30 protein-coding genes, 1 tRNA gene, 1 riboswitch and 1 other annotated feature (1 of these 33 running past the window's edge) are annotated in these 25,220 nt (G+C 39.7%); of the genes, 5 read left to right on the forward strand and 26 right to left on the reverse strand.

Annotated elements, in window-relative coordinates:
* Positions 1 to 227: 227 nt before the first annotated feature.
* Genes comGD through PFZ69_RS01435 form a run of 5 tightly spaced genes read right to left on the reverse strand, consistent with a single transcriptional unit; the run spans position 228 to position 4,023 of the window.
* A complete protein-coding gene (gene comGD / locus PFZ69_RS01415) occupies positions 228 to 680 on the reverse strand; it encodes a competence type IV pilus minor pilin ComGD (protein WP_270179256.1) in 453 nt (150 codons plus the stop codon).
* Positions 664 to 987 carry a competence type IV pilus major pilin ComGC gene (gene comGC, locus PFZ69_RS01420; protein ID WP_270180588.1) on the reverse strand — a complete coding sequence of 108 codons (324 nt, stop codon included), beginning with the start codon at positions 985 to 987 and terminating at the stop codon, positions 664 to 666. Before comGC ends, comGD begins: the two co-directional genes overlap by 17 nt.
* A gap of 17 nt (positions 988 to 1,004) precedes the next feature.
* Positions 1,005 to 2,033, reverse strand: a complete 1,029-nt coding sequence (comGB, locus tag PFZ69_RS01425) for a competence type IV pilus assembly protein ComGB (protein ID WP_270179257.1) — start codon at positions 2,031 to 2,033, stop codon at positions 1,005 to 1,007.
* Positions 2,008 to 3,141: a competence type IV pilus ATPase ComGA gene (gene comGA, locus PFZ69_RS01430; RefSeq protein ID WP_270179258.1), complete on the reverse strand. Its 1,134-nt coding sequence runs from the start codon at positions 3,139 to 3,141 to the stop codon at positions 2,008 to 2,010. Before comGA ends, comGB begins: the two co-directional genes overlap by 26 nt.
* Before the next feature lie 42 nt (positions 3,142 to 3,183).
* On the reverse strand, positions 3,184 to 4,023 hold the full coding sequence (locus PFZ69_RS01435) for an alpha/beta fold hydrolase (RefSeq protein ID WP_270179259.1): 840 nt from the start codon (positions 4,021 to 4,023) through the stop codon (positions 3,184 to 3,186).
* Positions 4,024 to 4,287: 264 nt separating this feature from the next.
* On the opposite strand from PFZ69_RS01435, the gene PFZ69_RS01440 reads away from it, so the two are divergent.
* Positions 4,288 to 4,362 (forward strand) — tRNA-Gln (locus PFZ69_RS01440).
* Between the two features lie 3 nt (positions 4,363 to 4,365).
* Here PFZ69_RS01440 and PFZ69_RS01445 read toward each other — a convergent pair.
* A complete protein-coding gene (locus tag PFZ69_RS01445) occupies positions 4,366 to 4,749 on the reverse strand; it encodes a Spx/MgsR family RNA polymerase-binding regulatory protein (RefSeq protein ID WP_270179260.1) in 384 nt (127 codons plus the stop codon).
* 247 nt (positions 4,750 to 4,996) lie between these two features.
* Here PFZ69_RS01445 and PFZ69_RS01450 point away from each other — a divergent pair, with 247 nt between their 5' ends.
* On the forward strand, positions 4,997 to 5,242 hold the full coding sequence (locus tag PFZ69_RS01450) for a DUF2626 family protein (RefSeq protein WP_270179261.1): 246 nt from the start codon (positions 4,997 to 4,999) through the stop codon (positions 5,240 to 5,242).
* A 47-nt stretch (positions 5,243 to 5,289) separates the two neighbouring features.
* Here the strand turns inward: PFZ69_RS01450 and PFZ69_RS01455 are convergent, their stop codons facing one another.
* Together PFZ69_RS01455 and PFZ69_RS01460 are read right to left on the reverse strand one after the other, a co-directional pair.
* Positions 5,290 to 6,363 carry an SAM-dependent methyltransferase gene (locus tag PFZ69_RS01455; RefSeq protein ID WP_270179262.1) on the reverse strand — a complete coding sequence of 358 codons (1,074 nt, stop codon included), beginning with the start codon at positions 6,361 to 6,363 and terminating at the stop codon, positions 5,290 to 5,292.
* A gap of 3 nt (positions 6,364 to 6,366) precedes the next feature.
* The gene (locus PFZ69_RS01460; RefSeq protein ID WP_270179263.1) at positions 6,367 to 7,008 is read right to left on the reverse strand and encodes an MBL fold metallo-hydrolase; all 642 of its coding nucleotides are present in this window, start codon (positions 7,006 to 7,008) and stop codon (positions 6,367 to 6,369) included.
* Positions 7,009 to 7,084: 76 nt separating this feature from the next.
* Between PFZ69_RS01460 and PFZ69_RS01465 the strand changes: the two genes are divergently transcribed.
* Positions 7,085 to 7,561 carry a hypothetical protein gene (locus PFZ69_RS01465; protein ID WP_270179264.1) on the forward strand — a complete coding sequence of 159 codons (477 nt, stop codon included), beginning with the start codon at positions 7,085 to 7,087 and terminating at the stop codon, positions 7,559 to 7,561.
* 151 nt (positions 7,562 to 7,712) lie between these two features.
* Complete coding sequence (locus PFZ69_RS01470; protein WP_224878389.1) at positions 7,713 to 7,898, forward strand: DUF2759 domain-containing protein; 186 nt, start codon at positions 7,713 to 7,715, stop codon at positions 7,896 to 7,898.
* 25 nt (positions 7,899 to 7,923) lie between these two features.
* Here the strand turns inward: PFZ69_RS01470 and PFZ69_RS01475 are convergent, their stop codons facing one another.
* The 15 genes from PFZ69_RS01475 to PFZ69_RS01545 form a co-directional block, all read right to left on the reverse strand.
* Complete coding sequence (locus tag PFZ69_RS01475) at positions 7,924 to 8,229, reverse strand: MTH1187 family thiamine-binding protein (RefSeq protein WP_270179265.1); 306 nt, start codon at positions 8,227 to 8,229, stop codon at positions 7,924 to 7,926.
* A gap of 1 nt (position 8,230) precedes the next feature.
* The gene (locus tag PFZ69_RS01480; RefSeq protein ID WP_270179266.1) at positions 8,231 to 9,001 is read right to left on the reverse strand and encodes an ABC transporter permease; all 771 of its coding nucleotides are present in this window, start codon (positions 8,999 to 9,001) and stop codon (positions 8,231 to 8,233) included.
* A 3-nt stretch (positions 9,002 to 9,004) separates the two neighbouring features.
* Positions 9,005 to 9,700, reverse strand: coding sequence for an ABC transporter ATP-binding protein (locus PFZ69_RS01485; RefSeq protein WP_270179267.1), 696 nt, complete (start codon positions 9,698 to 9,700; stop codon positions 9,005 to 9,007).
* A gap of 93 nt (positions 9,701 to 9,793) precedes the next feature.
* Positions 9,794 to 10,609 (reverse strand): bifunctional hydroxymethylpyrimidine kinase/phosphomethylpyrimidine kinase, encoded by an 816-nt coding sequence (gene thiD, locus PFZ69_RS01490; protein WP_270179268.1) that lies wholly within the window; start codon positions 10,607 to 10,609, stop codon positions 9,794 to 9,796.
* 16 nt (positions 10,610 to 10,625) lie between these two features.
* Positions 10,626 to 11,726, reverse strand: coding sequence for a glycine oxidase ThiO (gene thiO, locus PFZ69_RS01495; protein WP_270179269.1), 1,101 nt, complete (start codon positions 11,724 to 11,726; stop codon positions 10,626 to 10,628).
* Between the two features lie 15 nt (positions 11,727 to 11,741).
* Positions 11,742 to 12,521, reverse strand: coding sequence for a thiazole synthase (locus PFZ69_RS01500; protein WP_442865073.1), 780 nt, complete (start codon positions 12,519 to 12,521; stop codon positions 11,742 to 11,744).
* Positions 12,518 to 12,715, reverse strand: a complete 198-nt coding sequence (gene thiS / locus PFZ69_RS01505) for a sulfur carrier protein ThiS (RefSeq protein WP_270179271.1) — start codon at positions 12,713 to 12,715, stop codon at positions 12,518 to 12,520. Before thiS ends, PFZ69_RS01500 begins: the two co-directional genes overlap by 4 nt.
* Complete coding sequence (thiE, locus tag PFZ69_RS01510) at positions 12,699 to 13,349, reverse strand: thiamine phosphate synthase (RefSeq protein WP_270179272.1); 651 nt, start codon at positions 13,347 to 13,349, stop codon at positions 12,699 to 12,701. The genes thiS and thiE overlap by 17 nt, the downstream gene beginning before the upstream one ends.
* A gap of 73 nt (positions 13,350 to 13,422) precedes the next feature.
* Positions 13,423 to 13,539: riboswitch (TPP riboswitch) on the reverse strand.
* A gap of 50 nt (positions 13,540 to 13,589) precedes the next feature.
* On the reverse strand, positions 13,590 to 14,777 hold the full coding sequence (locus PFZ69_RS01515; protein ID WP_270179273.1) for a M14 family metallopeptidase: 1,188 nt from the start codon (positions 14,775 to 14,777) through the stop codon (positions 13,590 to 13,592).
* A gap of 111 nt (positions 14,778 to 14,888) precedes the next feature.
* A complete protein-coding gene (locus PFZ69_RS01520) occupies positions 14,889 to 16,772 on the reverse strand; it encodes an LTA synthase family protein (RefSeq protein ID WP_270179274.1) in 1,884 nt (627 codons plus the stop codon).
* A 289-nt stretch (positions 16,773 to 17,061) separates the two neighbouring features.
* Positions 17,062 to 18,036: an ROK family glucokinase gene (locus PFZ69_RS01525; protein ID WP_442865074.1), complete on the reverse strand. Its 975-nt coding sequence runs from the start codon at positions 18,034 to 18,036 to the stop codon at positions 17,062 to 17,064.
* A gap of 19 nt (positions 18,037 to 18,055) precedes the next feature.
* Positions 18,056 to 18,805: an oxygen-insensitive NADPH nitroreductase gene (gene nfsA / locus PFZ69_RS01530; RefSeq protein WP_270179275.1), complete on the reverse strand. Its 750-nt coding sequence runs from the start codon at positions 18,803 to 18,805 to the stop codon at positions 18,056 to 18,058.
* A complete protein-coding gene (locus PFZ69_RS01535) occupies positions 18,789 to 19,004 on the reverse strand; it encodes a YqgQ family protein (RefSeq protein WP_270179276.1) in 216 nt (71 codons plus the stop codon). Before PFZ69_RS01535 ends, nfsA begins: the two co-directional genes overlap by 17 nt.
* A gap of 94 nt (positions 19,005 to 19,098) precedes the next feature.
* Positions 19,099 to 20,562 carry a spore germination protein gene (locus PFZ69_RS01540; RefSeq protein ID WP_270179277.1) on the reverse strand — a complete coding sequence of 488 codons (1,464 nt, stop codon included), beginning with the start codon at positions 20,560 to 20,562 and terminating at the stop codon, positions 19,099 to 19,101.
* Between the two features lie 106 nt (positions 20,563 to 20,668).
* The gene (locus PFZ69_RS01545; RefSeq protein WP_270179278.1) at positions 20,669 to 21,721 is read right to left on the reverse strand and encodes a M42 family metallopeptidase; all 1,053 of its coding nucleotides are present in this window, start codon (positions 21,719 to 21,721) and stop codon (positions 20,669 to 20,671) included.
* Positions 21,722 to 21,829: 108 nt separating this feature from the next.
* Between PFZ69_RS01545 and PFZ69_RS01550 the strand changes: the two genes are divergently transcribed.
* On the forward strand, positions 21,830 to 22,732 hold the full coding sequence (locus PFZ69_RS01550) for a hypothetical protein (protein ID WP_270179279.1): 903 nt from the start codon (positions 21,830 to 21,832) through the stop codon (positions 22,730 to 22,732).
* A 1-nt stretch (position 22,733) separates the two neighbouring features.
* On the opposite strand, the gene PFZ69_RS01555 is transcribed toward PFZ69_RS01550, so the two are convergent.
* The 3 genes from PFZ69_RS01555 to nhaC are packed head-to-tail and all read right to left on the reverse strand — an operon-like array spanning position 22,734 to position 25,097.
* Positions 22,734 to 23,441 (reverse strand): HAD family hydrolase, encoded by a 708-nt coding sequence (locus PFZ69_RS01555; protein ID WP_270179280.1) that lies wholly within the window; start codon positions 23,439 to 23,441, stop codon positions 22,734 to 22,736.
* A gap of 40 nt (positions 23,442 to 23,481) precedes the next feature.
* A complete protein-coding gene (locus PFZ69_RS01560; protein ID WP_270179281.1) occupies positions 23,482 to 23,655 on the reverse strand; it encodes a hypothetical protein in 174 nt (57 codons plus the stop codon).
* 56 nt (positions 23,656 to 23,711) lie between these two features.
* Positions 23,712 to 25,097, reverse strand: coding sequence for a Na+/H+ antiporter NhaC (gene nhaC, locus PFZ69_RS01565; RefSeq protein WP_270179282.1), 1,386 nt, complete (start codon positions 25,095 to 25,097; stop codon positions 23,712 to 23,714).
* Positions 25,098 to 25,181: 84 nt separating this feature from the next.
* Positions 25,182 to 25,220, reverse strand: a binding site (T-box leader) (it continues 165 nt past the right edge of the window).

Here is a 25,220-nt window from a genome sequence, read left to right on the forward strand (position 1 = left end):
GCTCCAAATCAACCATATAAATTTCTGTTTCTTTTTCAATCATAGTAGGGGGCGGTAAATGTAGTAGAACATAGTCAGTCCAGACTCCATCCAAAATCGTTAGACTCTCTACTCGTTGTGATGTAATGATGCGCTTCTCATATAGGAGGGTGTATAGAGGTAAGATACTTATGGAGAGTGTGGTCAGGATCGTCAAACCAACCAGCGCATCCATCAGTGTGTACCCATTATTTTTTCTCAATATAAAAACGACCCGCTCCAAGCTGAACGACAAGTTTATATTCCTCCTTGCCATCACTGATCAATAGTGTTCCTGCTTTTTGTATATTCCCACTTCCAACATAGATGATTTGATGTCCTAATGTGCCTTGATGAATTGTAATATTCTCTGGGAGTTTAACTGATTTCACTACGTTCGCTGCATTATTGATGATGGTATATGTGTGTGAGGATGGAGCGATAGACAAACGATGAGGTTTACCTGTGCTATACGCTAATTGCTGTGTATACCGTATATCAGATTGTAATTTTTCGAGGAATTGCCGTGTGGAAGAGGCTGTCTGAGTGGGTGTGATTTGCAAAATCACCATTCCAAGCAAAATAGAGAACACGGATAAAACGATCAAGATTTCGATTAATGTATAACCAGAACAAGACAGCTGATCACGATGTACTCTCAACAGATACAACCCCACTACCATCTATTGTAATCGCTTCTCCACTCGGACATACCGTTGCTCCTTCTTCTAAATAGCCCTCACTCGTTAGCGTACTGATCGAAGTAGGCAAACTGTCGTTGTCAGCTTTATAGGCTGCAACTTGAGCCTTAACCACTTTGACTGTTGCATCACAGCTTTTTTCACCAACCACTTCGTTATTCTTCGTTAAACTTGGCACAGCAATTAATAATAGCATCGAAATGATCATGATCACGATCATCATTTCGATCAGTGTAAAACCCGCTTCCTTTTTTATAAGTATTCTCATCGACACATGTTCCTCTCCTAGATAGATTGCAAATAATAAAACATCGGTAATAATATCGACATAAACATCAGCATAACTACTACACCTACTCCAACAAAACTAATAGGCTGCAATACCAAAAATCCTTTTCTTACAAGCTCTTCAAACCTTTCCCCCATCACCTCCCCATAAAGTATTAACTCCTTGCCCAAATTACCGCTCGCTTGTCCATGCATGAAAATTTCTTTTACTTCTTGAACATAGAGGCTTTTACATTCGAACAAACCTTCTAGCTTCTCCCCTTTCAAAAGTGAAATCGAAATCCGGTGTGCTTCTTCTTGTAAAAGGATGAAGTGAGATTGTCTTCGTAGTAGCTCGAACGCAGCTGAAATTGATAATCCACTATTCAATAACAAACCTAGATGAAGAGTAAGATGATGAGTGATGTATATTGGAAGGAAGGTTTTTACGAATGGGAGCTTACAATACATTTGGATTTTTGCAACAGCAGACGACTGTCTTTGTTTCATGACGAAAAAAAGATAGCCTACGATCATCGTGCAAACTAATAAAGTTAAAAATAGTGGGGTTAGTTGGATAAGATACATGAAGAGACGTGAAACGATAGGAAGAGGAACATCGAGGGACTGGTAGAGAACGTTGAACTTCGGTAATAAGTAGTGGCCTACAATGAACAGCATAACAGCTGTCATCCAGAATAAGATGATGGGATATGCAAGGGTACTTCTCAGTCGCTTCTGCCATTCACTCCTCTTCTTCATCAAATCTCCTGAAGCAACAATGCCATTAGCGAAATCACGCTGTTCAGACATACACAGATAAGAGAGGATATCATCTGGAAATTGAAACTCGGATAGTACATCGTGGAATGCGTTTCCCTCTTTTAGACGAATGATCATCGTTTGGATGTTCTTCTTAATATGATCTTTTTGATAAATCGAATAAACTTCGAGGGCATTCCCTAATGTGTACCCTTCTCTTAGCATCTTACCTGTGCGACAAAGAAAATCAGCTTTCTGCTCAAGCCTCCATTTGGATCGATTCACGGTTCCATAACCCCAATTCTCTTTCAACAGTTTCTTTATCGATAAATCCGAGGGCATACGCTCTGAGAACATAATCCTTAATCGTGGTTTGACCTTGTATTGAAAGGAGCGTCGGATCATGAAGTGCTTTTTGGAGATGTAAACCGGCAAGTATTTCAACGACCGCGAGTTTTCGGTGCTTTCTTCTCTTTAAGCATTCAAGTGAACAAACTTCACAAAAAGGGCATTTAATAGGGACGAGTCTTTGTGTCACTACTCCTCTAAGGGTTTGTGCGATATAGCTAAGGGGGATGCCAAACTCAAGAAGGCGGGGGATGCACTCAAGCGTACTGCCTGTATGGAGGGTAGATACAACTAAGTGCCCTGTCATGCTTGCTCTTATCGCAAGCTGCGCTGTCTTCTCATCTCTAATTTCACCAACGACTAGTATGTCTGGATCATGTCGTAGTCCTGCTTTAAACCCCTCATAGAAAGACAGCCCTGCTTTTTCATTCACTTCCATTTGTATAAAGTCAGGGTTTCGTTTCTCAATAGGATCCTCGATCGTTAATACACGACGCTGGCGTTTTACACTGAGGGTTTGCAGAAGAGAATAAAGCGTAGTGGTTTTTCCAGAGCCTGTTGGGCCCGTAATCATGAAAAGCCCACTATTGTAGCTGACAATTTGAAGGAGACGGTTTGCTATTGTAGGAAATAAGAAGAGTTCTTTAAAGGCATGTGTTTCATCTTGTGGGAGAATGCGGAGTACGAGACTTTCGTGATATGGCGTAGGGATTGTAGATAAACGAATGTGAAAACGATGGGGATAAAGAACAATGTCCATCGCTCCGTTTTGTGGACGACGTTTCTCTCCAATATCCATTCCACTAAGGAATTTAAAATGTGATAACACCTTTTGACTTATTGAAGATGAGAGCCACATTGCATCATAAAGCTTATTATCCACTCGAAATTGGATCAACGTTCCCTTTTCTTTAGGATGAAAATGAACGTCTGATGCTCCCACCTCCACTGCTTGTTTGATAATTTCTTGGCCTTTTGCTTCGATGTTCAGATAAAATACACCTTCTTCCGCTTCGATATGACGGCAGAAAACGACACTTTTCAAACCGTAAGAAGAAGTATTCGTTACCTGATTCTTTATTCCTTCTTACCTTTTAAGAAAATCTTGTATGACTTTTTGAAACTTTTTCCGCTCTTCAAGAAATGGATAATGATTACTTTCATGAAAAACAACGAACTCTGAGTTTTGAATACTGTCAGCCATTTCTTGTGAAAAAGGTAATGGACACTGCACATCATGCTTACCACATAGTATCATCGCAGGTGCGGTTATCTTCTTGAGCTGTCTCGTGACATCGAAGTGCATGATTTCTCTAGCAAAAAAATTCATCCTTACTGCCGAAAGCCCCTTATGTATTCCCTTAGAAAATAATTCTTCATACTGATCTGGGTTATAAAGAGAAAGTTTTGTACGATTCATTGAGATCGTTTGACGCTCATCTGGAGATAAGGCAGGATTTTTCAATTGTTCAATATAACGCTGCATGTCATCATATTCTGGATGTTCACGATGATAGATACAGTTTCTAGATGAAGAAGCATATTCACGTGCAGCTGCACCTGCAAGAATTAGTTTAGAAAGCCCTTCTGTAGAATAGATCCCATACACACAGCCTAGCATTCCTCCCGTTGAATGCCCTGCGAATGACCAGCTTTCGTAGCCTAGCTCTTTTCGGATCGATTCTAGATCAAATACTGTGTCGAGCATAAAATACTCATGAGGTTCATCCGCTGCACAAGATTTTCCGGCACCTTTTAAGTTAACGAGATAAACAGTGTGATGATCTGTAAATGTATCTGCAAAATAATCCCCTGACGCATTAAATTCTGAATAGAGGTGCGTCACACATATTGGAGAGCCACTCCCCTTTACAAACACTTCAAAATATCCTCTATCTGTCACAACGTTTTTAATTTCCCACTCCATTATGATTACCTCCCTCTACCGTATTAGCTTCATCGTGGAGGTAAATAACCCTTCTCAATTCACAATTATGTAACAAACCAATAAAAAGCGATACGCGGAAAAACTTCCTGCATATCGCTGTGACATAGATTATGTTTCATCGTATTCAAGAAACTGGTTGGACATTACCGTTTTTTCTATTTTTGGTCCAAGTAATTAAAATAACTCCAAAATAAATGTATAAGTTTTTACTATAGGCTCATACTAACATTTGTAAACAGGCATTGGGCTATAGCCAAGCGGTAAGGCAACGGACTTTGACTCCGTCATGCGTTGGTTCGAATCCAGCTAGCCCAGCCAATTTTATGATACGACTGCGAAACTTTTCTTTCGCTGGTTTAAATTCTGTAATTCAGATTTATTGTATCCAACAATAAGTTTTTTTCCATTTGTTACGATTGGTCTTCTTAGTAATTTTGGTTCATTATGCATCAATTCGAGCATCTCAGTCACAGTTAGGTCTTCGATATTCATATCGAGCTTTTTGAATGATGTGCTTCTTTTTGCTAGGATTTCTTCTATGCCTTCTGTTGACATCGTGATAATTTGCTTCAACTCGTCAATAGTAGGTGTATCCTTAAATAAATGTCTTTCTTCGAAATCAACGTGATTTTCCTTTAGCCAAGCTTTCGTTTTCCTACATGATGTACAGCTTGGATACGTATAAAATAATAATTTATCTTCCATTTTATTTCTCCCCTTTTCATTTTTTCGCGTTAAGTAACTCTACCCAAATTATACAACTATTAAACAAATATTGTACAAGAAAATGATTTGTAATTTTAATAACGATTTGGGATAATAAATTGGAACCCTTTACAAGGGTAGGATGTACTCGACACAAATTTGCCATGAGGCTAGCATTTACTTTTTATCAACAACTCATATATAATACGATATGTATGGGAATGAACGAGCAAGGGAGGAACTTCTTATGCCTAGAATGTACAAAGTATTGGCTTTCTGGACAGGTATCTTCTCACTGATGGGTTTTGTCGGTGGTATGCCTGTAGTCGGACTGCTTTTCCTTGGTCAGGCCGGCATGTTTTTTGCGTTAAGTCTTTTGAACTTAACTGAACGTACTTATCTTTATATTTTCGGTGTATACTTAACGTTATTTATGGTCGGTTTTTCCTACTGGTCAGTGTTTATGATGACACCAGGCTCTGGCGGTCATTAATTAAAGCAACGAAAAAGACGATGCATGTGCATCGTCTTTTTCGTTGCTTACTTTTGCTGCACGACAACCTGAAATTGATTCATTTGTGACAGCCAGTTTACAGCTCTATTTTTTTTGTGTACAGGGGAAAATGGATCATTCTCTCGGTTATCTTCAACGAAATCCAGCAGGCCATGATTAACGAGAAAGCGCCCCTGTACCTCACATTCAAGACATCTAAAATGATGTTCTTCACCGATCCTCCTCAAAGCATCTAACGGTATGTGAGTTGTTAAATCCATTTCACCTATATTTTCTAGAGGGTTTTGAACGAGCTGATGTTTATAATAACCTCTTAAACTCCCTGAGCTTCTTGCTGGATGATTCCACTCGTCATCTGTGTAGCCGTAATCGATCGTATAGATTCGCCCTTTCTTCATCCAATTAGCAATGGAGATAAACCAACTCATCATATAAAGAGGGACCTCTATTCTTTGCCCTTCGTTCATTAGGAAGCCATAGTTTTCTATCCAAATTAAGATAGCTGAATCTGTACAAGGTTTGTATACCTCGATTAACTTTCCATCAATCTCGGATAGCCCAATTAGAACTTCGTACAACATCCCGTTCTTTTTCTCAACTACTCTGACTGGAAAGGCATCTAGTAACTCATTTGAAAAGATGATGCCTTCGAATGATTTGAGTTCGCTCTTTAACTCTTCGATCGAGCTGTAAACCATAACTTTATCGAGGTTCTTCGTTTTATTCTCAATGATTTTCCTATGATATGGACTTGTCTCGACTACATAGTACGTAAGTCGTTTGTACAGTTCCTTATCGAACGATTGTATCTCATCAAGGCATGAGAGCAGAAATTCACCTTCTCCTGCTCCAATCTCAACGATTGAGGGATGAAGTACATCTGTTTCAATCGCTGTTGCAAGAGCTCTTCCCATAACACGACTAAATACCTCATGTACCCCAGGAGAAGTGTAGAAATCTCCTGCTTTACCAGTCTTTTTACGGTTAGTTCCATAATACCCTTCTTCGTCGTACAAACTTATTTCCATAAACCGTTCATAAGAGATTGCTTTTTCAGCAGAGTTAGCTATTTCTGACTTAATCTTAGTTAAAATCGACATATCTCATAGGGTAAAACCATTTAAAAACGGATTATTCATCATTTCGTCCTCGATTGTCGTAGCAGGACCATGACCTGACGCTACAATCGTACTCTCAGGCAACTTTAGAAGACGGCTATGTATACTCTCAATCAACTGCTCATGGTTTCCTAATGGAAGATCCGTACGGCCGATACTTCCCTGGAAAAGTGCGTCTCCTGAAAACACAACGCCAAGCTCTTTGAAATGAAAAGATACACTCCCTGGAGAATGTCCCGGTGTTTCATATATATCAGTACTAAACGATCCGACAGTTAACGTTTGTTCTTGCTGAATAAGATTGTCAGCTGGTTTCGCGACGGTATCTTCTACCATTGGGAACAGTGAAGAACCATTCAATTTCGGATCTTCAAGCCACTTCGCTTCCGCTTTGTGTAAATAGACCGGAATACGATATTGGTTGCGAATAAAATCAACTGCTCCGATATGATCGAAATGAGCATGCGTGAGTAACACTGCAATAGGCTCCAGTCCTAGAGATTCAATTTCTCCTGAAATCTTACGCCCTTCTGCTCCTGGGTCGATGATGAGAGCTTCTTTCTTTTCGTTCCATACTATTGCAGCATTAGCCTGTACAGGACCAACCGCTATCTGTTTCCAATTCATTCAAATCGCCTCCATTGAAAGTTTATGTTACTTATTCTACACTATAAAAAACTCGATTTAAAAGGAGATGTACGAGATGTCTATCGTTTATGGAGTTGAATTGATCCCTCCTTCTGGTGCTTTGCCAGGTCTCATTTCTCAGCTTGTAAAAAAAACAGGTGAACTCGTTCATGCGATCGACCGTGATGGAAAGCTCGTCATTGTATCTCATGAAGAAGAAGCTAGCTTGCTAGCAGAATTCTATGACTCAAAACATGCATTTGGTGAAACATATACGCTCATCAGGTTATCCGAATCATGTAGAACGACCCCTCAACTACCTGACTATGGATTTACTTCTCAAAACAACAGGCATTATTTATACGAAGATATGGTGACAGCATTTTCTATTGATAGAGGTGATGAAGAACAAATTGAAATGTCGCTTCTCCAAATTGAAGAACATCTCATTGCTTCTGACAACAATGTGTTCTATGTAGACGTTATGCAAAAAGAGTTGATGGAAGGCATCGCAAGGGCTTATCAAATCGAGCTAACATTTTTGAAGGAATGACGCCTCGACAAATCATAAGAAAACGGTTAAAATAATAAAGGACTTATGTACATATCCATTAAAGTTAAAATTTGTTCAGATTTAACCATGCCATATCATCCTAAATTAAGGGTATACTGATAATGATTGCATGGATAAGGAGGTATTCCGGATGGGTTTAGCAATTATTTTTGCATTCGTCACGTTATTTTCTGTTTGGGGCTTATTACGTTCCTTTCGTGAAAAAAACTTTATGGGCCTTGCCTTTGCAGGTTTAACTGTTCTAGTTTTTGGCGCATTTACCGTTGCTACAATGATCGATGTTCTCTTCGGATCTGGAGGCGGCGGAGGCCACTAAAAAAACAGCCATTTGGCTGTTTTTTTTAGTTTCTATGTCTATTTACTGACGCTAGTTTATCTTCCATCTTAACCTTCTTATCTCTTCGATCGTCTATTCGAATATTTGTTGCTACTCTTTCGATCCCTTGTTGAAATGGTGATTCATGGATCGCTTGAATGACCTCTAATAGATCTGACAACTCACCTTCGATCAGTGTACTCATAGGTGTCAAACGGTACGTAATACGATCTGTATAAGAATCCAGAATGTTTTGGACCTCAGCCACATATTTGCTAACACTTGGCTCTTTGGTTCCAATTGGAATAACTGTTACATCTACAATTGCCACATCAATCTCCTCCTCCAAGAGTTTGTAATTGCATATCATTGTTAAAGAAAAATCTATATGTAACAAGCGATATAATCATTGCACATATTGAAACACACGAAAAGATACTTATGGATACAACGATTTGATACCTAATCGCATCTATTGGAGAAGCTCCACCTAAAATAAGTCCAGTCATCATTCCGGGGAGCTGAACCAACCCGATTGTTTTCAGTGTATCTACGTTCGGAATCATTGATGCTCTGATTGTTTTTCGTATAATCATTTTGGACGCCTCTGCTGGCTTAGCTCCTAATGATAATGCTGCGAGGATTTTACCCCTGCCGTCATTGAATTCATTTTTCATTCTCTCAAATGCAAGCCCTGTAGCTACCATACTGTTCCCAATGATCATACCACTCATCGGAATAACCTGTTCTGATTTGAATGGGATAATATCAAATACTATCCAAACGGAAAGGACGAAAACCTCAATAATCAATAGAGAAACAAACGATAGCGTAAAGGCAAAAGGAACACCCTTACCTCGCTTAGCTGCCTGCAACGAGGCAATCACAAGCATGACGGTTACCCATAAGCCTACACCTTGCCAGTCTTCTAATGAGAACAATAAAGTAAGAACATAACCGATCAGAAATAATTGAACGACCCCTCGAAAAGATGACCATATCGCTGATTTACTTATTCCGAGCGAGAAATAATATGACATTGAGACAGGTATCATTACAAAAATAATCATGGTGAGAAGGGACAAATTTGATATCTCTGTCATACCTTATCCCTCAAGAAATCTCATAAGAGCTTCAGAAGTCGGATTATTAAATAACTCTTTAGAGTTCCCTTTTTCCTCAAGACTTCCCTCATTCATAAAGAGGGTGTACGTCCCAATTCTTTTCGCCTGTTTCAAATCATGCGTGATCATTACGATTGTCTTCCCTTCTTCAGTTACGAGGCAATCTAATAATTCTTCTATTAGTTCGACTGTTCTCATATCTAGCGCACTCGTTGCTTCATCGAGTAATAGCACATCAGGATCATTAGCAAGCGTCCTAGCTAACGCTACTCTTTGTTGTTCCCCACCAGAAAGATGTTCAACATCTTTCGTTAGCATGTCCTCAGGTAGATGGACTTTTTGTAATAGAGAAACGCCAAGTTTGGAATCCCAATCCTTTTTTAGGGAAGGACCGAACTTCAAATTATCCTCAACGGTACCATCGAATAAGTTAGCTTGCTGAAACACCATCCCCACTTTTCTTCTTAATTCGTCAATCGGATAGTCAGACATCGGCCTCCCTTTGTAGGAAATTTCACCTTCTTCAGGATCCGTTAGGCGATTCAATAGCATGAGTAAACTACTCTTCCCAGAACCTGAAGGTCCAATAACCGTAGTTAACGTTCCTTCCATCAGTTCAAAATCAACATTCTTCACACGTTCATTTCTCACATTCTTTGCAGCGATTATTGGTTTCATTACTTGACCTTTCTTCAATAGAGTTATCATTATCGTTTATAACATATCCAGTTTCTATTCACCAGTTATAAGGGTTCAATAAAAATACCCACTTCAATAGGAGTGGGTATCAACGCTTTGATTTATTCGATAAGCAGCATGATTAGTAGGACCGATTCCACTACCTAGAGGAAGGGAATGCTGTATCGCAGAAGTAATAAATTCTTTTGCAACGGATACAGATTCAGAAATGGACTTTCCTTTTGCAAGTTCCGCTGCGATACAAGCCGAAAAGGTACAGCCGGTACCATGAGTGTGTTTCGTGTCGATCCTTTTAGATTCGTAGTAATAGTATTTTTGATCTACGTAAAGAACATCAACAGAATCCTTCCCATTCATATGGCCACCTTTGACTAACACTCCTTGACATCCGTAGTTAGTCAGTTCCATTGCCGCTTTTTCCATGTCTTCGATCGTTTGAATTTCCATACCGTTCAGTAACACCGAAGCTTCAGGAATATTTGGAGTAATAACGGAGGCTAACGGCAATAGGTCTGTTTTTAATGACTCAACTGCTTCTTTTTCTAAAAGCGTCGAACCTCCTTTTGCAATCATGACAGGGTCGATCACGAGGTTCGTTACGTTGTACTCTTTCAATTTCAAAGCAGTTGTTTGGATGATTTCTGCAGAAAAGAGCATCCCTGTTTTGATCGCATCCGCTCCGATGTCAGATAATACTGCGTCGATTTGTTTCGATATCGCTTCTAAAGATTGTGGATAGATGCCATGAACACCTAGAGAGTTTTGGGCAGTTAGTGCAGTTATAACGCTCATACCGTAGACATCTCTCTCTTGAAACGTCTTTAAATCAGCCTGAATCCCAGCTCCCCCTCCGCTATCAGACCCTGCAATCGTAAGTACTTTATACATTTCCTTTCATTCCTTTCTAAACGAACTGAAACCGTTCCGGTCTAAAGCTCTCGATTGGAATTTCTTGAGGCATTTCTTCGATTTCATTTGCGATGATTTCCGCCGTTACTGGACTGAGTAATATTCCATTACGGTAATGTCCTGATGCTATGAGGATTGATGGTTTTTCAATAACCTTTCCTATGATTGGAAAACCGTCCTGTGAGGCTGGCCTTAACCCTGCCCATTTATGAAACGGTCGTTCTTCCCTTAGATCAGGTAACACTTTTTTACTCCAAGATTCTAAACGGTTTATCCCATGCTCCGTAACACTAGTGTTAAAACCGGCAATATCTTCAGAAGCACCTGCAATTAGCGTTCCGTTCTCTTTTCCAACAAAATAACCTTGACTGGTAAACACGATATGACTTAATGATGGGCCATCATATGCACAAATCTGTCCTCTGATCGGAAAAACAGGTAATGAGCAATTTAGTCCTTTTTCCCAGTTCTGTGACCATGCTCCGGTTGCAAGCACAATAAAGTCACCTTTTATCAAACCTTTATCTGTGCTAACGAGGTGAGGCTCACCATCTACTAACTCTGCCTCGCCAGCATGTTCTATGATGCTAACACCAGCATTTCTGCATGCTTGAATCAATGCTTTTACATATCCCGGTGCATAGATATGACTTTCAGCAGGGCACCAAAGCGCAGCGTATACATCGTCAGAGAGTAAAGGCTCCTTTTCTCTAGCTTCATCTCCTGATAACAAGTAGGATTGTATTCCATATTCACTTTGCCACCGTTTCTTTGCTTCTAGCGAAAGGAGATCGGCTTCATGAAAAATAGCATAAAGGCTTCCACAATTGCTAAATTCAAATGATTCATTCGATGATTGCATGATATGCTCGACCCAATCAGGGTATAGATTAAGGCTTCTTTGGCATAATTTAAAGAAATCATCAGGGTCTTCAGTTATCTCGGAATAAGGAGCAAGCATCCCAGCAGCAGCACCAGATGCTTGTCCACCACATACTCCCGATTCAATTACGGTAACTTCAAATCCTCGTTTCCTGCACTCATAAGCGATCGACAGGCCGATGACACCTCCACCAACTATTGAAACGCTAGCCATGCTTACAACACCCTTCTACTTCGAAATATAGTTGACCGTACTACTCGCAGTGGCATACTTTTTCTTAGGTATTCGACCTGATAAATAAGAAAGTCTTCCTGCCTTAATCGCGTGTTTTACTGCTTCAGCCATCTTGACCGGATTTCTTGCTTTTGCTATTGCCGTGTTTAACAGCACACCGTCGGCACCAAGCTCCATCGCCTTTGTTACATCTGCTGCGCTACCTAGTCCCGCATCAACGATGACAGGAACCGTCAACTCCTCTGTAATGAGTTCGATATTATATGGATTCAATATTCCTAGCCCAGTTCCGATGGGAGACCCGCCGGGCATGACTGCAGCTGCTCCAGCTTCCTGTAACCTGTAGCACAATGCTGGGTCATCCGATGTATATGGTAAGACTACAAATCCATCGTTCGCTAAGATCTCTGTCGCTTTTACTGTTTCGATTGGATCTGGCAATAGCGTCTTATCATTTCTGCTCACTTCAATCTTTATCCAGTTGCTCAACCCTGAAGATCTAGCTAATTTAGCGATTCTTACCGCTTCCTCAGCAGATGTAGCACCAGATGTATTGGGCAAGTATTGAAACGTTTTGTCACCCAAGTGCTGAAGAATCGCGTCCTCGTCAGGAGAGTTCAAATTGACTCTCCTGATTGCAAAGGTTAATACTTCAGCCTCTGAAGCTTCGATTGACTGATTTTGTACGAAGGGATTTGGATACCTCCCTGTTCCTAGGAACAATCTAGAGTCGAATTGTTTTCCACCGATTGTTAGTACATCGTTCATATTCATCCACCTCCCACAAATTGAACAAGTTCAATTTTCATGCCATCTCTTAGCTCCGTATCGTCCCAACGGTCACGGTCTATAATCGTTCCATCTAATTCAGTCGCTACCAAACCTTTTTGTAACTGGAAGTGATGAACCACATCCGCCATAGTCGCTACTTCAAGGTCATACGTTTCGCCATTAATATGCAGTCTCATGATTAACCTCCTTTGAACGAATAATCTTATCAATGAATGCTTCACTAGTACCTTGAACGTTAGAGCTACCTACAACCTCACTAATTACACATATTCGGGACGCACCAGCACTCAAAACTTCCTCCACGTTATGGAGCTTGATTCCACCTATTGCAACAAACGGTATGGTAATTTCTGATGCAACGGCTTTAATGTAAGCTGTAGTCACTGGATCGACCACATCGCTTTTACTATTCGTTTTATAAACAGGTCCAGCTCCTATATAATCCGCACCCTCTTTTTCTGCAAGGCGCGCTTCCTCTATCTTGTGGGTAGAGATTCCTATGATTTTATCCGTACCTATAATTTGTCTTGCTACGCTTATCGGTAGATCATCCTGTCCTAGATGAACACCATCTGCATCTACAGCCAGTGCAACATCAATATGATCATTAACGATAAACGTTACATTGTGCTTACTTGTCAATTCACGGAGTATCCTGGCTTTTTCCAAAATCACCTTCTTGCTACTGTGCTTATCACGAAGTTGGATAATCTCAGCTCCGCCTAACATTGCCTCCTCCATCACATCATATAAACTTCTATCAGGATGAAATTCTTCACCGGTTATAACATATAGGTTAAAATCTTTCATTTTTATCCTTCCTTTCTCAGAAAAATATAAAAAGCCCTCATTCCGCGTATGGAATGAGGGCAGTTATCATATTAAATACCTCTACCGACTTCCCTACGCTGGTATAAACCAGATCAGGTTCAAGGGTATAGAAAGTATTGGTTTCCTATTCTCAGCCTACCCGAATACGTAGGCACCCCTAGTCAACAACTATTCAGTTCTCTTTCATTATGGCAAACAATCATAATGATGACAAGTAAATTACATATATAGAGAGGATAGAAATATCCCTATCGTATCGTTATAAATCTTACCAAATTGACTTATAGGAAGCGGGTTTTCTCCCTTTCCTATCTCTACTGTAAAGCCTGGTCTTCTAAAATCTTGAATAAACCAATCTTTATAGCCTGCAAAACTATCAACATAGCGAATCGGGCGATAGCCACTCAACCTTGAATATTCAGTTACTAAAACTTCAGATTCAGGCGGCTCAAGACCTTCATATCCCCAAAAGATGACCTCTCCTTGAGAATGGAATGCAAGTGCTCGGTCAAAATTCCTACGTTGTGAGAGTTCTGCAATTGCAATTGCTTCAGGCTCACTTAAAGGTTCATAACCAGGAAAATTTCTCGGTGATGGTTTCTTCGGCTTCCGTTCTGCCTCTATTTCCCATTTAGCAGGATACTGATTATTTAAATCTACACCTCGTATGTTCGCTTTCCAGCGATTAAAGTCTCCACTTCCATTATTTAGATCGTTCGCTAACGTGCGATATGGCTCTTCTTCTGGCAAGCCATCAATGACCAAGTTTACTCCATCAGGGTTTACCATCGGAACAATTGAAAGGGACGTAGAATCGTAAAGAGGTGGCAAGTAAACACCACTTAGCACCTGAGTATTCGTAAGTGCCATTAAGTAATCGTTTAATAACTTCATCAATAGGGCTGTTGTCAGCCATTCATTTGCATGAAAGGCCCCATTCATATGGACTTTCTTGGAACCCACGCCTACTCGTAATTCCGGAATAGGCTTCCCCATAACAGACTCACCGATAACAGACCGTTTTATAAACGGATAAACAGCTAACAGCTTTTGTATATCTTTTACCATCGTTTCATAAGTATAATTTTGCTCTGGATTCACAAGAGGCCAAATCATTCGAATGGGGACGTTTACTTTCTCTCCAACTTGTAACGCGAAAGGATTGGCATCATTAATGAGTAAGATTCCATCCAGAGGCGCGTCATACCACAAAGCTATACTCCAGAGCGTATCTCCCTTTCGTATCGTATAGCTTTTCGTTACGTAGCCAGGTATATTGATCATATCTCCTATGACTAGCCGATTTGGATCAACGCTTTCATTGCTATCGATGATAAGCTGCATTGGTATTTGAAATACTCTGCTATACTTCCACATTGTATCTCCACTCTTCACTCTTACTCTCATATCCAATCCCTCCACCCTAGAAGCCTTCATACTATGCTATGTAGAGAGCTCATCGTAGTATGCTAATAAACCAAAACAAAAGAACCATGCCCTATGGGCATGGTTCTTTACTTACTGTTCTGTTTTTTCGCTTTCATCAGCGGGTTGTTCGTTGTTTTCACCAAAGAAACGAAGCAGATCGCCGTAGACGATTTTATCGGAATAGGCAAGATCCGTTTTAGCTTTCTCCATGTATGGTTCACAGGCAGCTTTATCCGTTTCCTCTCCAGTTTCTTTGTCATAACAAACGTTATTGGTATAAAGGTGGTCTTCGGTGATAAAGCTTCCGTCACGAAGAATTGTAAAGTTATCTTGCTTTTCTGCGAATAAATCGTTACCGAACTTAATCATATCTTTGGTTTCGATTCCGAGAAGGTGCATAATAGTTGGTTTCAGGTCAATTTGACCGCTTACCTGTTCCATCACTTCCCCTTCTTGACCAGGAATATGAACGACTAATGGTACTCGTTGTAATTGAGTGGTCTCAAATGGCGTGATTTCTTTACCAAGGAATTCTCCCATTGCCTTGTTGTGGTTCTGAGAAATTCCATAGTGGTCTCCATACAATACGAAGATTGAGTCTTCATATAGCCCTTCTTCTTTCATGCGTTCGAAAAACTTCTTAAGTGCTTCATCCTGATATCTGACAGTCGTGAAGAAACGATTCACTGTTCCATCATCAGAAGTCCACTCTGGAATGTACTCATCTTCTTTTTCAAGTGTAAAAGGAAAATGGTTTGTGAGCGTGATGTACTTTGCATAGTAAGGTTCAGGCATTGTCTTCAAATATTTAATCGACTGATCAAAGAAGTACTCATCTTTCAGTCCCCACCCAATCGAGTTTTCAGGAGTTACAGAAAAATCATTGATGTCATAGAACTTGTCATATTTAAGAGCATCATACATAACATCACGGTTCCAGAAACTCTTGTTGTTTGCGTGGAACACTGAACTGTAGTAACCTTCTTCACTTAAAACCTCAGGGCTAGCATTGTATTCATTTCCAGAATGTGTGAAGAAAACCGCTCCACTTGGAAGTCCGTACAAGGAGTTTTCAACAATAAATTCTGAATCAGAAGTTTTCCCCTGTGCTGTTTGATGATAAAAGTTAGGGAAATAATAGCTATCTTCAATTAGATCATTAAGGAAAGGTGTGATTTCCTTACCATCTACTTCTTCGTTAACAACGAAGGTTTGTGTAGATTCGAGTGAAACGAGGATAACGTTTTTACCTTCTGCTTTTCCAAACATTTCTGGGTTTGGTTCGACGTGATTGGCTTTGACATAGTTTTCAATATCCACAATCTCACTGCCATCTGCAAAAGCACGCTGCGCTTTTGCTTTAGACTGGAGAACAGCATCGTAAACATGGTAGTTAAATGTTCCGATATATTTAATAAGCATTTCACGGTCAAATGTACGTGTTAACAGCTGTGGACGTTCTGTCTCTGCAAGACCTACGTTGACTGCGAAAAGCGCAATTGCACTTGCGAAAACAATAGCGATTTCTTTCTTCTTCACTTCAAATGTTTTTGTCTTACGTACCATGAGGTAAACAGCTAACACAATGATATCAAGGAAGAGGAAGAAGTCATATCCACTTACGAGCTCCGTAATACTGTTTCCAAGTTCACCCATGTTATTTGTTTGGAATAACAATGGGATCGTGATGAAGTCTGTAAACTCACGATAATAAACGACGTTAGCGAATAATATGAAAGAACCAATGAAATCGATTATTAGTAGAACTCTGTTTCTATACTTAGGAGATGCGAATAAAGCAAAACCTAGGAACAATAGAATAGAGCTTAATGGATTCAGAAAGAGGATAATCCCTTCCATTTTATTCTCTGTTTCAATGTTAAAAGCAAATTCATATACAAAATACGTTTTAATCCAAAGCATAATTGCTACAATAAAGAAAAATGAATATTTGTTTTGTAGCTTTTTCATCATTTACTTAGTACCTCCTTAGTTGGCTATAAGGAAAGAGCTACCATCTGTTTCGTTATCAACCATACATAAACGATATGATAGTACGTTTTTGGAAATAATTCAACTACCTTTTCTCCTTATTTTCCTCCAAAATCTGCGTTTTCATTTAAAAACTTGTCTTTTCCCTACTAATAATAACGATTCATCCGAATAAAAAGTTTCAATTTGGGTTATTTTACATAAAAAAAAAGAGGTCTTATTGTTCAGACCTCATTAATTCCCGGTAATGTTAAGAATTAAACATGTTTTATCAGGACTTTTGCATAAGCTTCGTCTTGACTAACCAAGCGCCACCAATGACGCCAGCATCATTTCCTAACGTTGCGATTGCAAAATCAGCACCTTCTTTTACACGTGGAAGTGCAAATTTATCGAATTCTTCTTTTAAAGGTAAAAGCAATGTATCTCCTGCTTTAGACACGCCTCCGCCTATCACGATCTTCGACGGATTTAAAGCATTCGCAAGATTGGCGATCGCCAGTCCTAGATGAGATGTAGTGAAGTTTACGACTTCTGTTGCATGAGCATCACCTGCTCGATACGCGTCAAAAACGTCACGTGCCGTAATTTCTCCGCTTATTTTATGTAAGGATCCTTCAGGATGTTCATCCATCGTTTCGAGCGCTGTTCTGACAACACCAGTAGCAGATGCAATCGTTTCTAAGCACCCTTTCTTTCCACAGTTACACTGAACGCCACCATCAACGATCGATGTAATATGACCAATCTCTCCAGCCATACCATTCGTTCCATGAATAATTTCTCCACCAGAGATAATTCCTCCACCTACCCCAGTCCCAAGGGTTACACATAAGAGATCTCGTGCTCCATCTCCTGCTCCTCGCCACATTTCACCAAGAGCAGCTATGTTGGCGTCATTATCAATGATTACTGGTAGCCCCGTTTCCATCTCAAGCTTGTCTTTCAAAGGAAAATCTCTCCAGCCGATGTTCACCGCATGATAAATAAATCCAGTTTCCATTTCAATAAAGCCAGGGGCTCCCATACCGATTCCGATAAAATGACTATTCGGTAAGCCCAATTCTTCCATCTTATCATCCAAAGCTCTAGCGATATGTGTCGTTATATGACGCCCTTCTTCACTTTTATCAGTAGGAATCTCCCATTTATGCTGTATTTCCCCATAATAATTAATAAATGCTAATTTTATTGTTGTGCCTCCAAGGTCCACTCCGATAAACCATTTCTTTTCCACCATCATCATCCACCTTTTTCTCTCTGTCTTATTTTAACGGAAAACCTTTTTTCTGTAGAAACTCTTTCATATAAGTTCGAACGGGATTTGCTAACTTATTTGCCATGAGAGAAGTCCACCCAGCCTTACGCTGCCCCTGTGTTCTCTCTTCATAATAAGAAGAAATTGTTTCATCATATTCCTTCAATCCATTTATGAACGCTTGTTTGTTAGGTTCGTATTCGTCAACGTGATAAACATTTCGCATGGGCAATCGCGGCTTTTTAACTGGTGTTTGTTCTGGATAACCTACGCAAAGACCAAATAAAGGAATCACTTTGGAAGGAAGGTTTAGAAGCTTACTTACTTCACTTAGTGAATTTCGAAGTCCGCCGATATAGCATATGCCTAGACCCATAGATTCAGCAGCGATTGTGGCATTTTGAGCAGCCAATGACGCATCGATCAAGCCAACCATAAATTTCTCGGTTGATTCAGTTGTTTCTGTTACATCTATGTTATGAAGATTCGCTGCTTCATGGTGGCGATTGTAGTCAGCACAGAAGACAAAGAAATGACCATTCTTTTCAACATAACTCTGATTACCCGCTAATTCTGCTAGCTTTTTCTTCTTCATCTCATCTTTGACCCCAATGATTGAATACGCTTGAATATAGCTAGAAGTCGAGGCAGCTTGAGCCGATCGTACAATGGTGTAGATCTGTTCTTCTGTTAAAGGTTTGTTTTCAAATGCTCTAATAGAACGGTGTTCTAGTAGTGTTTCAATTGTTTGATTCATATTTGTCCCTCTCTTTAGTCATTTCAGCTTTAAGTATCATTCTTGCTTCGAGATACAAATCTTGATCAATCATTTTCATGTCATATAACTCGTGTAATTCTTCCTCCATCAGTTCAAGATCTCCTAGTCTGTTCCCAGTATAGACGAACATTCCGAACCTTTTTAGGAGCTGTTGTACTTCAAAGACTGTTTTTTTCATTTTACTCACCAGTTTTATTATAGCAATCCACACCCTCAAGTAAAATGATTCCGCACAAATAAAAGGCATTCTCTCTTAAGAGAATGCCTAATAATCACCGATCTGGGTCTTTCGGATGCAGTACGGTTGGTCTTCTGTTCTTAATCGGCATTGGAGAACGTAGGATAACATCTCGAAATGCACGGTAAGAAAACGGAATGAACGGCCATAGATAGGGAATATGGAATGATTTTGTACGGATGAGCAGCAGAATCCATAGCGTGATTCCAATCGAAAATCCAACCACTCCAAAAGCGGCAGTCAAAATCAACAATCCAATTCGGACGATACGGTTCGCAAGACTCAATTCATAAGAAGGTGTAGCGAATGTACCCATCGCAGCTAATGCTAAGTATAGAATGACTTCATTGATAAATAAACCAACTTCAACCGCAACCTGTCCGATAAGGATCGCAGCTACAAGACCAAGGGCTGTAGCAAGTGAAGAAGGGGTGTGAATCGTAGCCATCCTTAAAATATCGAGTCCGATCTCAATCATTAAGAATTGTAGGAAGATCGGTATGGTACCTGTATCTTCAGTTCCAATAAACTGCAAGTTTTCACCAAGTAATTCAGGGTTCGATGCAAACAAATACCATAACGGCAAGATAAAAATACCTAGCCAAACAGCAAAAAAGCGAATCAGTCTTAGGTACGCACCCACTAACGGCTTTTGTCTGTATTCCTCCGAGTGTTGAAGGTGATGCCAAAACGTAGTTGGTGTGATCAATACACTAGGAGAACCATCTACGAAAATCAAAACATGTCCTTCATAAAGATGTACAGCTGCAGTGTCTGGGCGTTCTGTATACCTTACGAGAGGGTACGGATTCAATGGACGACCACAGATAAACTCCTCAATGGTCTTCTCAGCCATCGGAATGCCATCTGTATCAATTTTTTCTAAAGAATCTTTAATTCGTTTCACAATTGAAGGATCCGCGATATCTTCTATATAACTGATACAGACATCCGTTTTAGAACGCCTTCCAACCTGCATATACTCCATCCTGAGCGTTTTGTCTCTCACTCTTCTTCTTGTTAGCGAAGTATTGAATACGATTGTTTCGACAAACCCATCTCTTGCGCCTCTTGTTACTCTTTCTAAGTCTGGTTCCTGAGGACCCCTTATTGGGTAAGTTCTAGCATCGATCATAATGATTTCATCAATCCCATCTACTACTAGAGCAGTAGGGCCTGATAACACCTGATCGATTACCGCATCAAGATCATTCTGTTTATCAATTTCTACGTAGGGTAAGTGAACCTGCATCAACTTTTCTAGTGGATCTGGCTCAAGCTGATCTGGATCTAACTGCGAAAGTAATTTCATCAAGTAATGTAGAATATCATCCTTCACAAAGCCATCTATTAAAAACATCGCCATGCTTCTACCTGCGTATTGTAAGTCAAGCTGAATAACATCAAAGCTTTTTCCGACACCGAGCTCTTTATGTAAATAGTTCACGTTATCTGCAAATGACTTCGTTACTGGGTTTTTAATTTTATCCTCAGACATACGTCCCCCTCCTCATATCCATATATCCATCATTAACCAATACCATATTGTGCATACATGAAGAATAATTGGGCACAAAAAAAATCAGCCGTAAGGGCTGATTTTCTTAATTGATCATCGAAGACTGGATGTATCGATATATTAATTCTGCTGTGTGAAGCATGGATGATTTGTGGGTGCGCTCATATGCGTGGGACGCATCGATTCCTGGACCGATAAGAGCATGTCGAATATCTGCTCCTGCACGTATAGCCGCGGATGCGTCTGATCCGTAATATGGATAGATATCTACTTTATAGTCAATATCGAAAGACTCTGCTAAATTCACTAATTGATTTCTAAGGCGATAATGATAGGGTCCGCTTGAATCTTTTGCGCAAATGGAAACCGTATATTCATCTGACGATTGTCCATCACCCAAAGCCCCCATATCCACTGCTATGTATTCAATCGTCTCATGAGGAATGTTTGAGTTTCCACCGTAGCCTATTTCTTCATTGTTAGAGATAAGAAAATGTGTCGTATAAGGTAGGGTTATCTCTTCTTCTTTAACCTTCTTAATCGTTGCTAGAAGCAAAGCAACGCTCGCTTTGTCATCTAGGTGCCTTGATTTAATGAATCCACTTTCTGTTATTTGAACGCGAGGGTCAAACGATGTGAAGTCTCCTACGCTGATTCCGAGATTCAATACATCCTCTTTAGAGTGTACTTGCTCATCCAATCTAACTTCCATGTTTTTCTCGTCTCTTTTAATTTCACCGTTATTTTTATACACATGGACAGATGTTTGATGAAGTAAGATCGTTCCAGTATACCTCTTACCAGAGGACGTAATGATTTCACAATATTCCCCTTCGATGGCATTCCAACGAAAACCTCCGATTAAAGATAATTGGAGTCGACCATCGCTCTTAATATCTTTTACCATCGCCCCTAAAGTATCAACATGAGCAGTTAGCATCCGATGTTTCGTCGTGTCTTTTCCTTCAATCGTTGCGATAAGGCCACCTTTATTATTTCTCCTGCATGACATCCCTAATTCTTGCAGTCTTCCTTCAACCCAGCTGATGACTTCATCTGTATATCCTGATGGACTAGGGATACTGACTAGTTCCTCTGTCGTTTTCAATAATTCATCTGCATTAAATTGATTACCCATTTCGAATACTCCCTTTCCTATCCCAATAATCGTCATGCTTTTTACTCTACTAAAAATCAACATTCCATCATAGTATGATGACAAGCTTATTAATTTTGGAGGTTCAGGATGATTAAGAAAATACATTATATCATCATGCTTAGTATGATAGGTTTTTTTGCACTCATCCTCGTAAACACAAACAGTAATCCGGTGAGGGAAACATTCACTTATTTTCCTCCTGATCCAAACACAACGTTTGAGTCATCACAAACCTCTCTTTCCATCTTAACGCAGGAAGATGAAGATGAATACACGCTAAGCTTGAAAACAGAATCAAATTTGAGTGAAACAGCATACCTCAGGCAGGACATCACATTACTGTATGAAGAAGGACGCTTATTAGAAACGATGTCCAAGTGGGAAGAAAATGCCAAAAAGCTTACCAATCGAAAAAAAGTTAAGAGTGAAGATAGTGGTCATTACGAAGCGATCTCGTACCATTATGGTGAGATTCATTACCCTAATGATGTTATTAAAAGCGCACAAGCGATGAGCTATGATCAACTCTACGTGATTGATTCTCCGATGACACCACTCGAATCCTTCACAGTTCCAACCAGCAGTGAGGAGGAAGAGTGGAAGAAACTCTTAGATCACGCCACTTCACAACAGGCACAGATCGTATTTAAATTATTACTCGATCAGTTTCAGGTGAATCCAAGTGATTATTATATAATTCCATTAACAAAATTGCACAACTATCAAGATTCTCCTCTACCTGGTCTAACAAAGGCACAGTCGGTAGATGCGATCGGAGGAATATGGGAGGGGTTATATAAATACTATTTTCTTGGGATTCAGCCAGAAGAAGGTGAATTTGAAACTCCTATAGGAAGTACGATTCCATATATCCTCCTTCACAAAGAATCACCATATTTATTAGTGCTTTATCAAACGAAAAGTGGTAAAAATGTTCAGCTCATACAATATCTTAATAAACCTATCATTAGAGAGCCTGATAAGAATTAGCTTAATATTTCTTTATCACAGTTGAAAGTTCTTGAAAGCTAATCACCTCAGGTACAGCTTTGTCTATTGATTTTGAAGCCGTTTGTCTTGAATTAAAGTAGATGACATCAAATCCAGCTTCTATAGCGGGATTGATGTCCTGACTCATGGAGTCTCCAATATATAAGTAGTTTCCTTTCGTTTCTTTAGCATAGTAGAAGAGTTGAAGATCTGGTTTTGCAATACCAACTTGTTCAGAAATATAAATATTTTCATCTTTGAACCATGTATCTAATCGTAACTCTTTGATTTTTGAACGCTGAACCTCATTAGAACCGTTCGTTATGATACCTAAGCGTACATGTTGATCTGAGAGTTCATTTAGAAGTCTTTCTGCACCTGGAAATAATTCTGCGAATGCTGCTACGTTGGCTTCATATTGATCTTGAAAGATGAGTGCTTCCTCATTAAATGTTGAGATATCGAATGTCTTATTAGCAGCTTGGAAGCGATTGATCTGATACGTTTCTCTCGTCCACTGTCCAGATTCATAGTACTCCCAATATTCATCACAGTAATGTTTAAAAACATCAAACCACTTATCAGGAGAAACAGATGCGTTTTTTCTAGTAAGCATTTCATCAGCACAATGCAGTATTGTTTTACGAAAAGCTTTCTCGTGATCATAGAGGGTATTATCTAAATCAAAATAAATATGTGTCCAATACATGTTTCCACCACCTAAAAAACCTCCGCCAGATGGCAGAGATTTAAGATAAAAACGAAGAGAACAGCTTTTTGCGAACACCTGGTATCTTCAAAGAGTTTCCTACTACGAAACGTCTTACCATCGCAATGCCAAGTAAGCTGTTTACTATTCTATAACGGTATTCATAAATAACGATTACAAACGATAGCAACAAGATCAATCTAGATAGTTTCATGGTATATCCTCCTGTAAACAGTATGTTACTAATACTGTTTACAGGAGGGTGTTGTTTTATCCATTTTGGAGCGTATTAGACTTTTGAAAGCGCATATCGTTTACGTATCCTAATACGATCGTAAATATCGGAGAGAGCCATAAGAAAATAGCGAACGGTAAATAGCTCAGTACAGAAACACCTAGTGTTTCTGCGAAGAATGCGCCAGAAACTCCCCAAGGAATGAGGGGGTTCACAAGTGTTCCAGCATCTTCTAGCGTTCTCGATAAGTACTTTCGATCGATACCAGCCTTATCAAAGAACGGCTCAAAGGTTTGGCCTGGTAACAAGATTGATAAATATTGTTCTCCCGTTAATAAGTTGACCCCGATAGAAGAACCAGCAGTTGCTGAGATCAAATGTCCTTTGCGATTCAATAATTTTGTAAGCCCCGTCATGAGCGCTTGAATAATTCCTAATACTTGCAGTACACCACCTAGTGCAAGAGCAAGTAAAATTAAGGAAACACTCCACATCATCGATTGTAAGCCACCTCTGTTAATAATTCCATTAACTAGCTCACTCGATGTTTCAAGTACAAATCCATTTTGCATCGTGTTCAAGATCGCTGTTGCAGAAAAGACTCCTTGTGCTCCAATCGCAACTAGAATCCCTGCGATCAAACCAGAAATTAACGTTAATAATACAGGAACACGTCTAAGAGCTAGAATGAGAACTACCAATGGAGGTAATAATGTCCAAAACGTAAGGTTAAACTCACTCGATAGCACGGAAAGAGATTTCGATAAATCTTCTGGATCAACAGAAGCGGAAAATTGATTGCTCATGATGAAGAAAAAGATAATCGTCACGATGATGGCAGGAATAGTCGTATTCATCATATGTCTTATATGCGTAAATAGATTGACACCAGACACAGCAGGAGCGAAGTTTGTCGTATCTGATAATGGAGACATCTTATCTCCAAAACAAGCACCAGATATAACGGCTCCTGCTGCTAGAGCTGGATTGACTCCCATTGCTGTTCCAATTCCCATCATAGCAATACCTATCGTACCGATCGTTGTAAATGAACTACCCGTGAAGCTCGAAACAATAATTGTAATTAATAAAGCACTAATTAAAAACCATTCAGGTTGTATAAACTTCAGTCCCCCATAGAGCAGTGCAGGAACTGTCCCGCTTTGCATCCAGATTGCAATCATCATTCCCACAATAAATAAGATCAAAACAGGTTTTAATCCAGTTGTAATACTTTCTAGCAGGCCTTTCTCAATGGATTCCCACTTGATTCCCCTTAAAAGACCAAAAAGACTAGTCCCTACAATTCCAACTAAAAGAGGCATGTGTGGTTCTACCTTCATAATGATAATACTGAAAAGCATCCAGCCCATAAGTAATGAAATGACGATGAGCGCAGATGAAAATGATAATTTTTTCACAGTTTAACTCTCCCTTTTTCTTAGATGACTATTAATAAGTTTGTCCTATCTCTATTTTTCCATAAAAAAATCCCTTCTCTATAAAGAAGGGACGAATTGTCTCGCGGTACCACCCTAATTAAC

The sequence above is a fragment of the Alkalihalobacillus sp. CinArs1 genome (genome assembly GCF_947387515.1).
In the GTDB taxonomy this organism is placed as follows: Bacteria; Bacillota; Bacilli; order Bacillales; family Guptibacillaceae; genus Guptibacillus.

Bases quoted from the DNA above. Each gene is read 5' to 3' on its own strand.
- PFZ69_RS01455 (WP_270179262.1), bottom strand. From the start codon at position 6,363: ATGTCGATTTTAACTAAGATTAAGTCAGAAATAGCTAACTCTGCTGAA.
- PFZ69_RS01545 (WP_270179278.1), bottom strand. From the start codon at position 21,721: ATGGGTAATCAATTTAATGCAGATGAATTATTGAAAACGACAGAGGAA.
- PFZ69_RS01445 (WP_270179260.1), bottom strand. From the start codon at position 4,749: ATGGAAGATAAATTATTATTTTATACGTATCCAAGCTGTACATCATGT.
- PFZ69_RS01500 (WP_442865073.1), bottom strand. From the start codon at position 12,521: ATGAATATGAACGATGTACTAACAATCGGTGGAAAACAATTCGACTCT.
- thiO (WP_270179269.1), bottom strand. From the start codon at position 11,726: ATGGCTAGCGTTTCAATAGTTGGTGGAGGTGTCATCGGCCTGTCGATC.
- PFZ69_RS01435 (WP_270179259.1), bottom strand. From the start codon at position 4,023: ATGGAGTGGGAAATTAAAAACGTTGTGACAGATAGAGGATATTTTGAA.
- thiD (WP_270179268.1), bottom strand. From the start codon at position 10,609: ATGTATAAAGTACTTACGATTGCAGGGTCTGATAGCGGAGGGGGAGCT.
- PFZ69_RS01480 (WP_270179266.1), bottom strand. From the start codon at position 9,001: ATGACAGAGATATCAAATTTGTCCCTTCTCACCATGATTATTTTTGTA.
- PFZ69_RS01485 (WP_270179267.1), bottom strand. From the start codon at position 9,700: ATGAAACCAATAATCGCTGCAAAGAATGTGAGAAATGAACGTGTGAAG.
- comGC (WP_270180588.1), bottom strand. From the start codon at position 987: ATGAGAATACTTATAAAAAAGGAAGCGGGTTTTACACTGATCGAAATG.
- PFZ69_RS01550 (WP_270179279.1), top strand. From the start codon at position 21,830: ATGATTAAGAAAATACATTATATCATCATGCTTAGTATGATAGGTTTT.
- PFZ69_RS01450 (WP_270179261.1), top strand. From the start codon at position 4,997: ATGCCTAGAATGTACAAAGTATTGGCTTTCTGGACAGGTATCTTCTCA.
- thiS (WP_270179271.1), bottom strand. From the start codon at position 12,715: ATGAGACTGCATATTAATGGCGAAACGTATGACCTTGAAGTAGCGACT.
- PFZ69_RS01460 (WP_270179263.1), bottom strand. From the start codon at position 7,008: ATGAATTGGAAACAGATAGCGGTTGGTCCTGTACAGGCTAATGCTGCA.
- PFZ69_RS01520 (WP_270179274.1), bottom strand. From the start codon at position 16,772: ATGATGAAAAAGCTACAAAACAAATATTCATTTTTCTTTATTGTAGCA.
- PFZ69_RS01515 (WP_270179273.1), bottom strand. From the start codon at position 14,777: ATGAGAGTAAGAGTGAAGAGTGGAGATACAATGTGGAAGTATAGCAGA.
- PFZ69_RS01535 (WP_270179276.1), bottom strand. From the start codon at position 19,004: ATGAAAAAAACAGTCTTTGAAGTACAACAGCTCCTAAAAAGGTTCGGA.
- PFZ69_RS01560 (WP_270179281.1), bottom strand. From the start codon at position 23,655: ATGAAACTATCTAGATTGATCTTGTTGCTATCGTTTGTAATCGTTATT.
- nfsA (WP_270179275.1), bottom strand. From the start codon at position 18,805: ATGAATCAAACAATTGAAACACTACTAGAACACCGTTCTATTAGAGCA.
- PFZ69_RS01555 (WP_270179280.1), bottom strand. From the start codon at position 23,441: ATGTATTGGACACATATTTATTTTGATTTAGATAATACCCTCTATGAT.
- PFZ69_RS01540 (WP_270179277.1), bottom strand. From the start codon at position 20,562: ATGTCTGAGGATAAAATTAAAAACCCAGTAACGAAGTCATTTGCAGAT.
- PFZ69_RS01465 (WP_270179264.1), top strand. From the start codon at position 7,085: ATGTCTATCGTTTATGGAGTTGAATTGATCCCTCCTTCTGGTGCTTTG.
- PFZ69_RS01525 (WP_442865074.1), bottom strand. From the start codon at position 18,036: ATGATGATGGTGGAAAAGAAATGGTTTATCGGAGTGGACCTTGGAGGC.
- thiE (WP_270179272.1), bottom strand. From the start codon at position 13,349: ATGAAAGATTTTAACCTATATGTTATAACCGGTGAAGAATTTCATCCT.
- PFZ69_RS01470 (WP_224878389.1), top strand. From the start codon at position 7,713: ATGGGTTTAGCAATTATTTTTGCATTCGTCACGTTATTTTCTGTTTGG.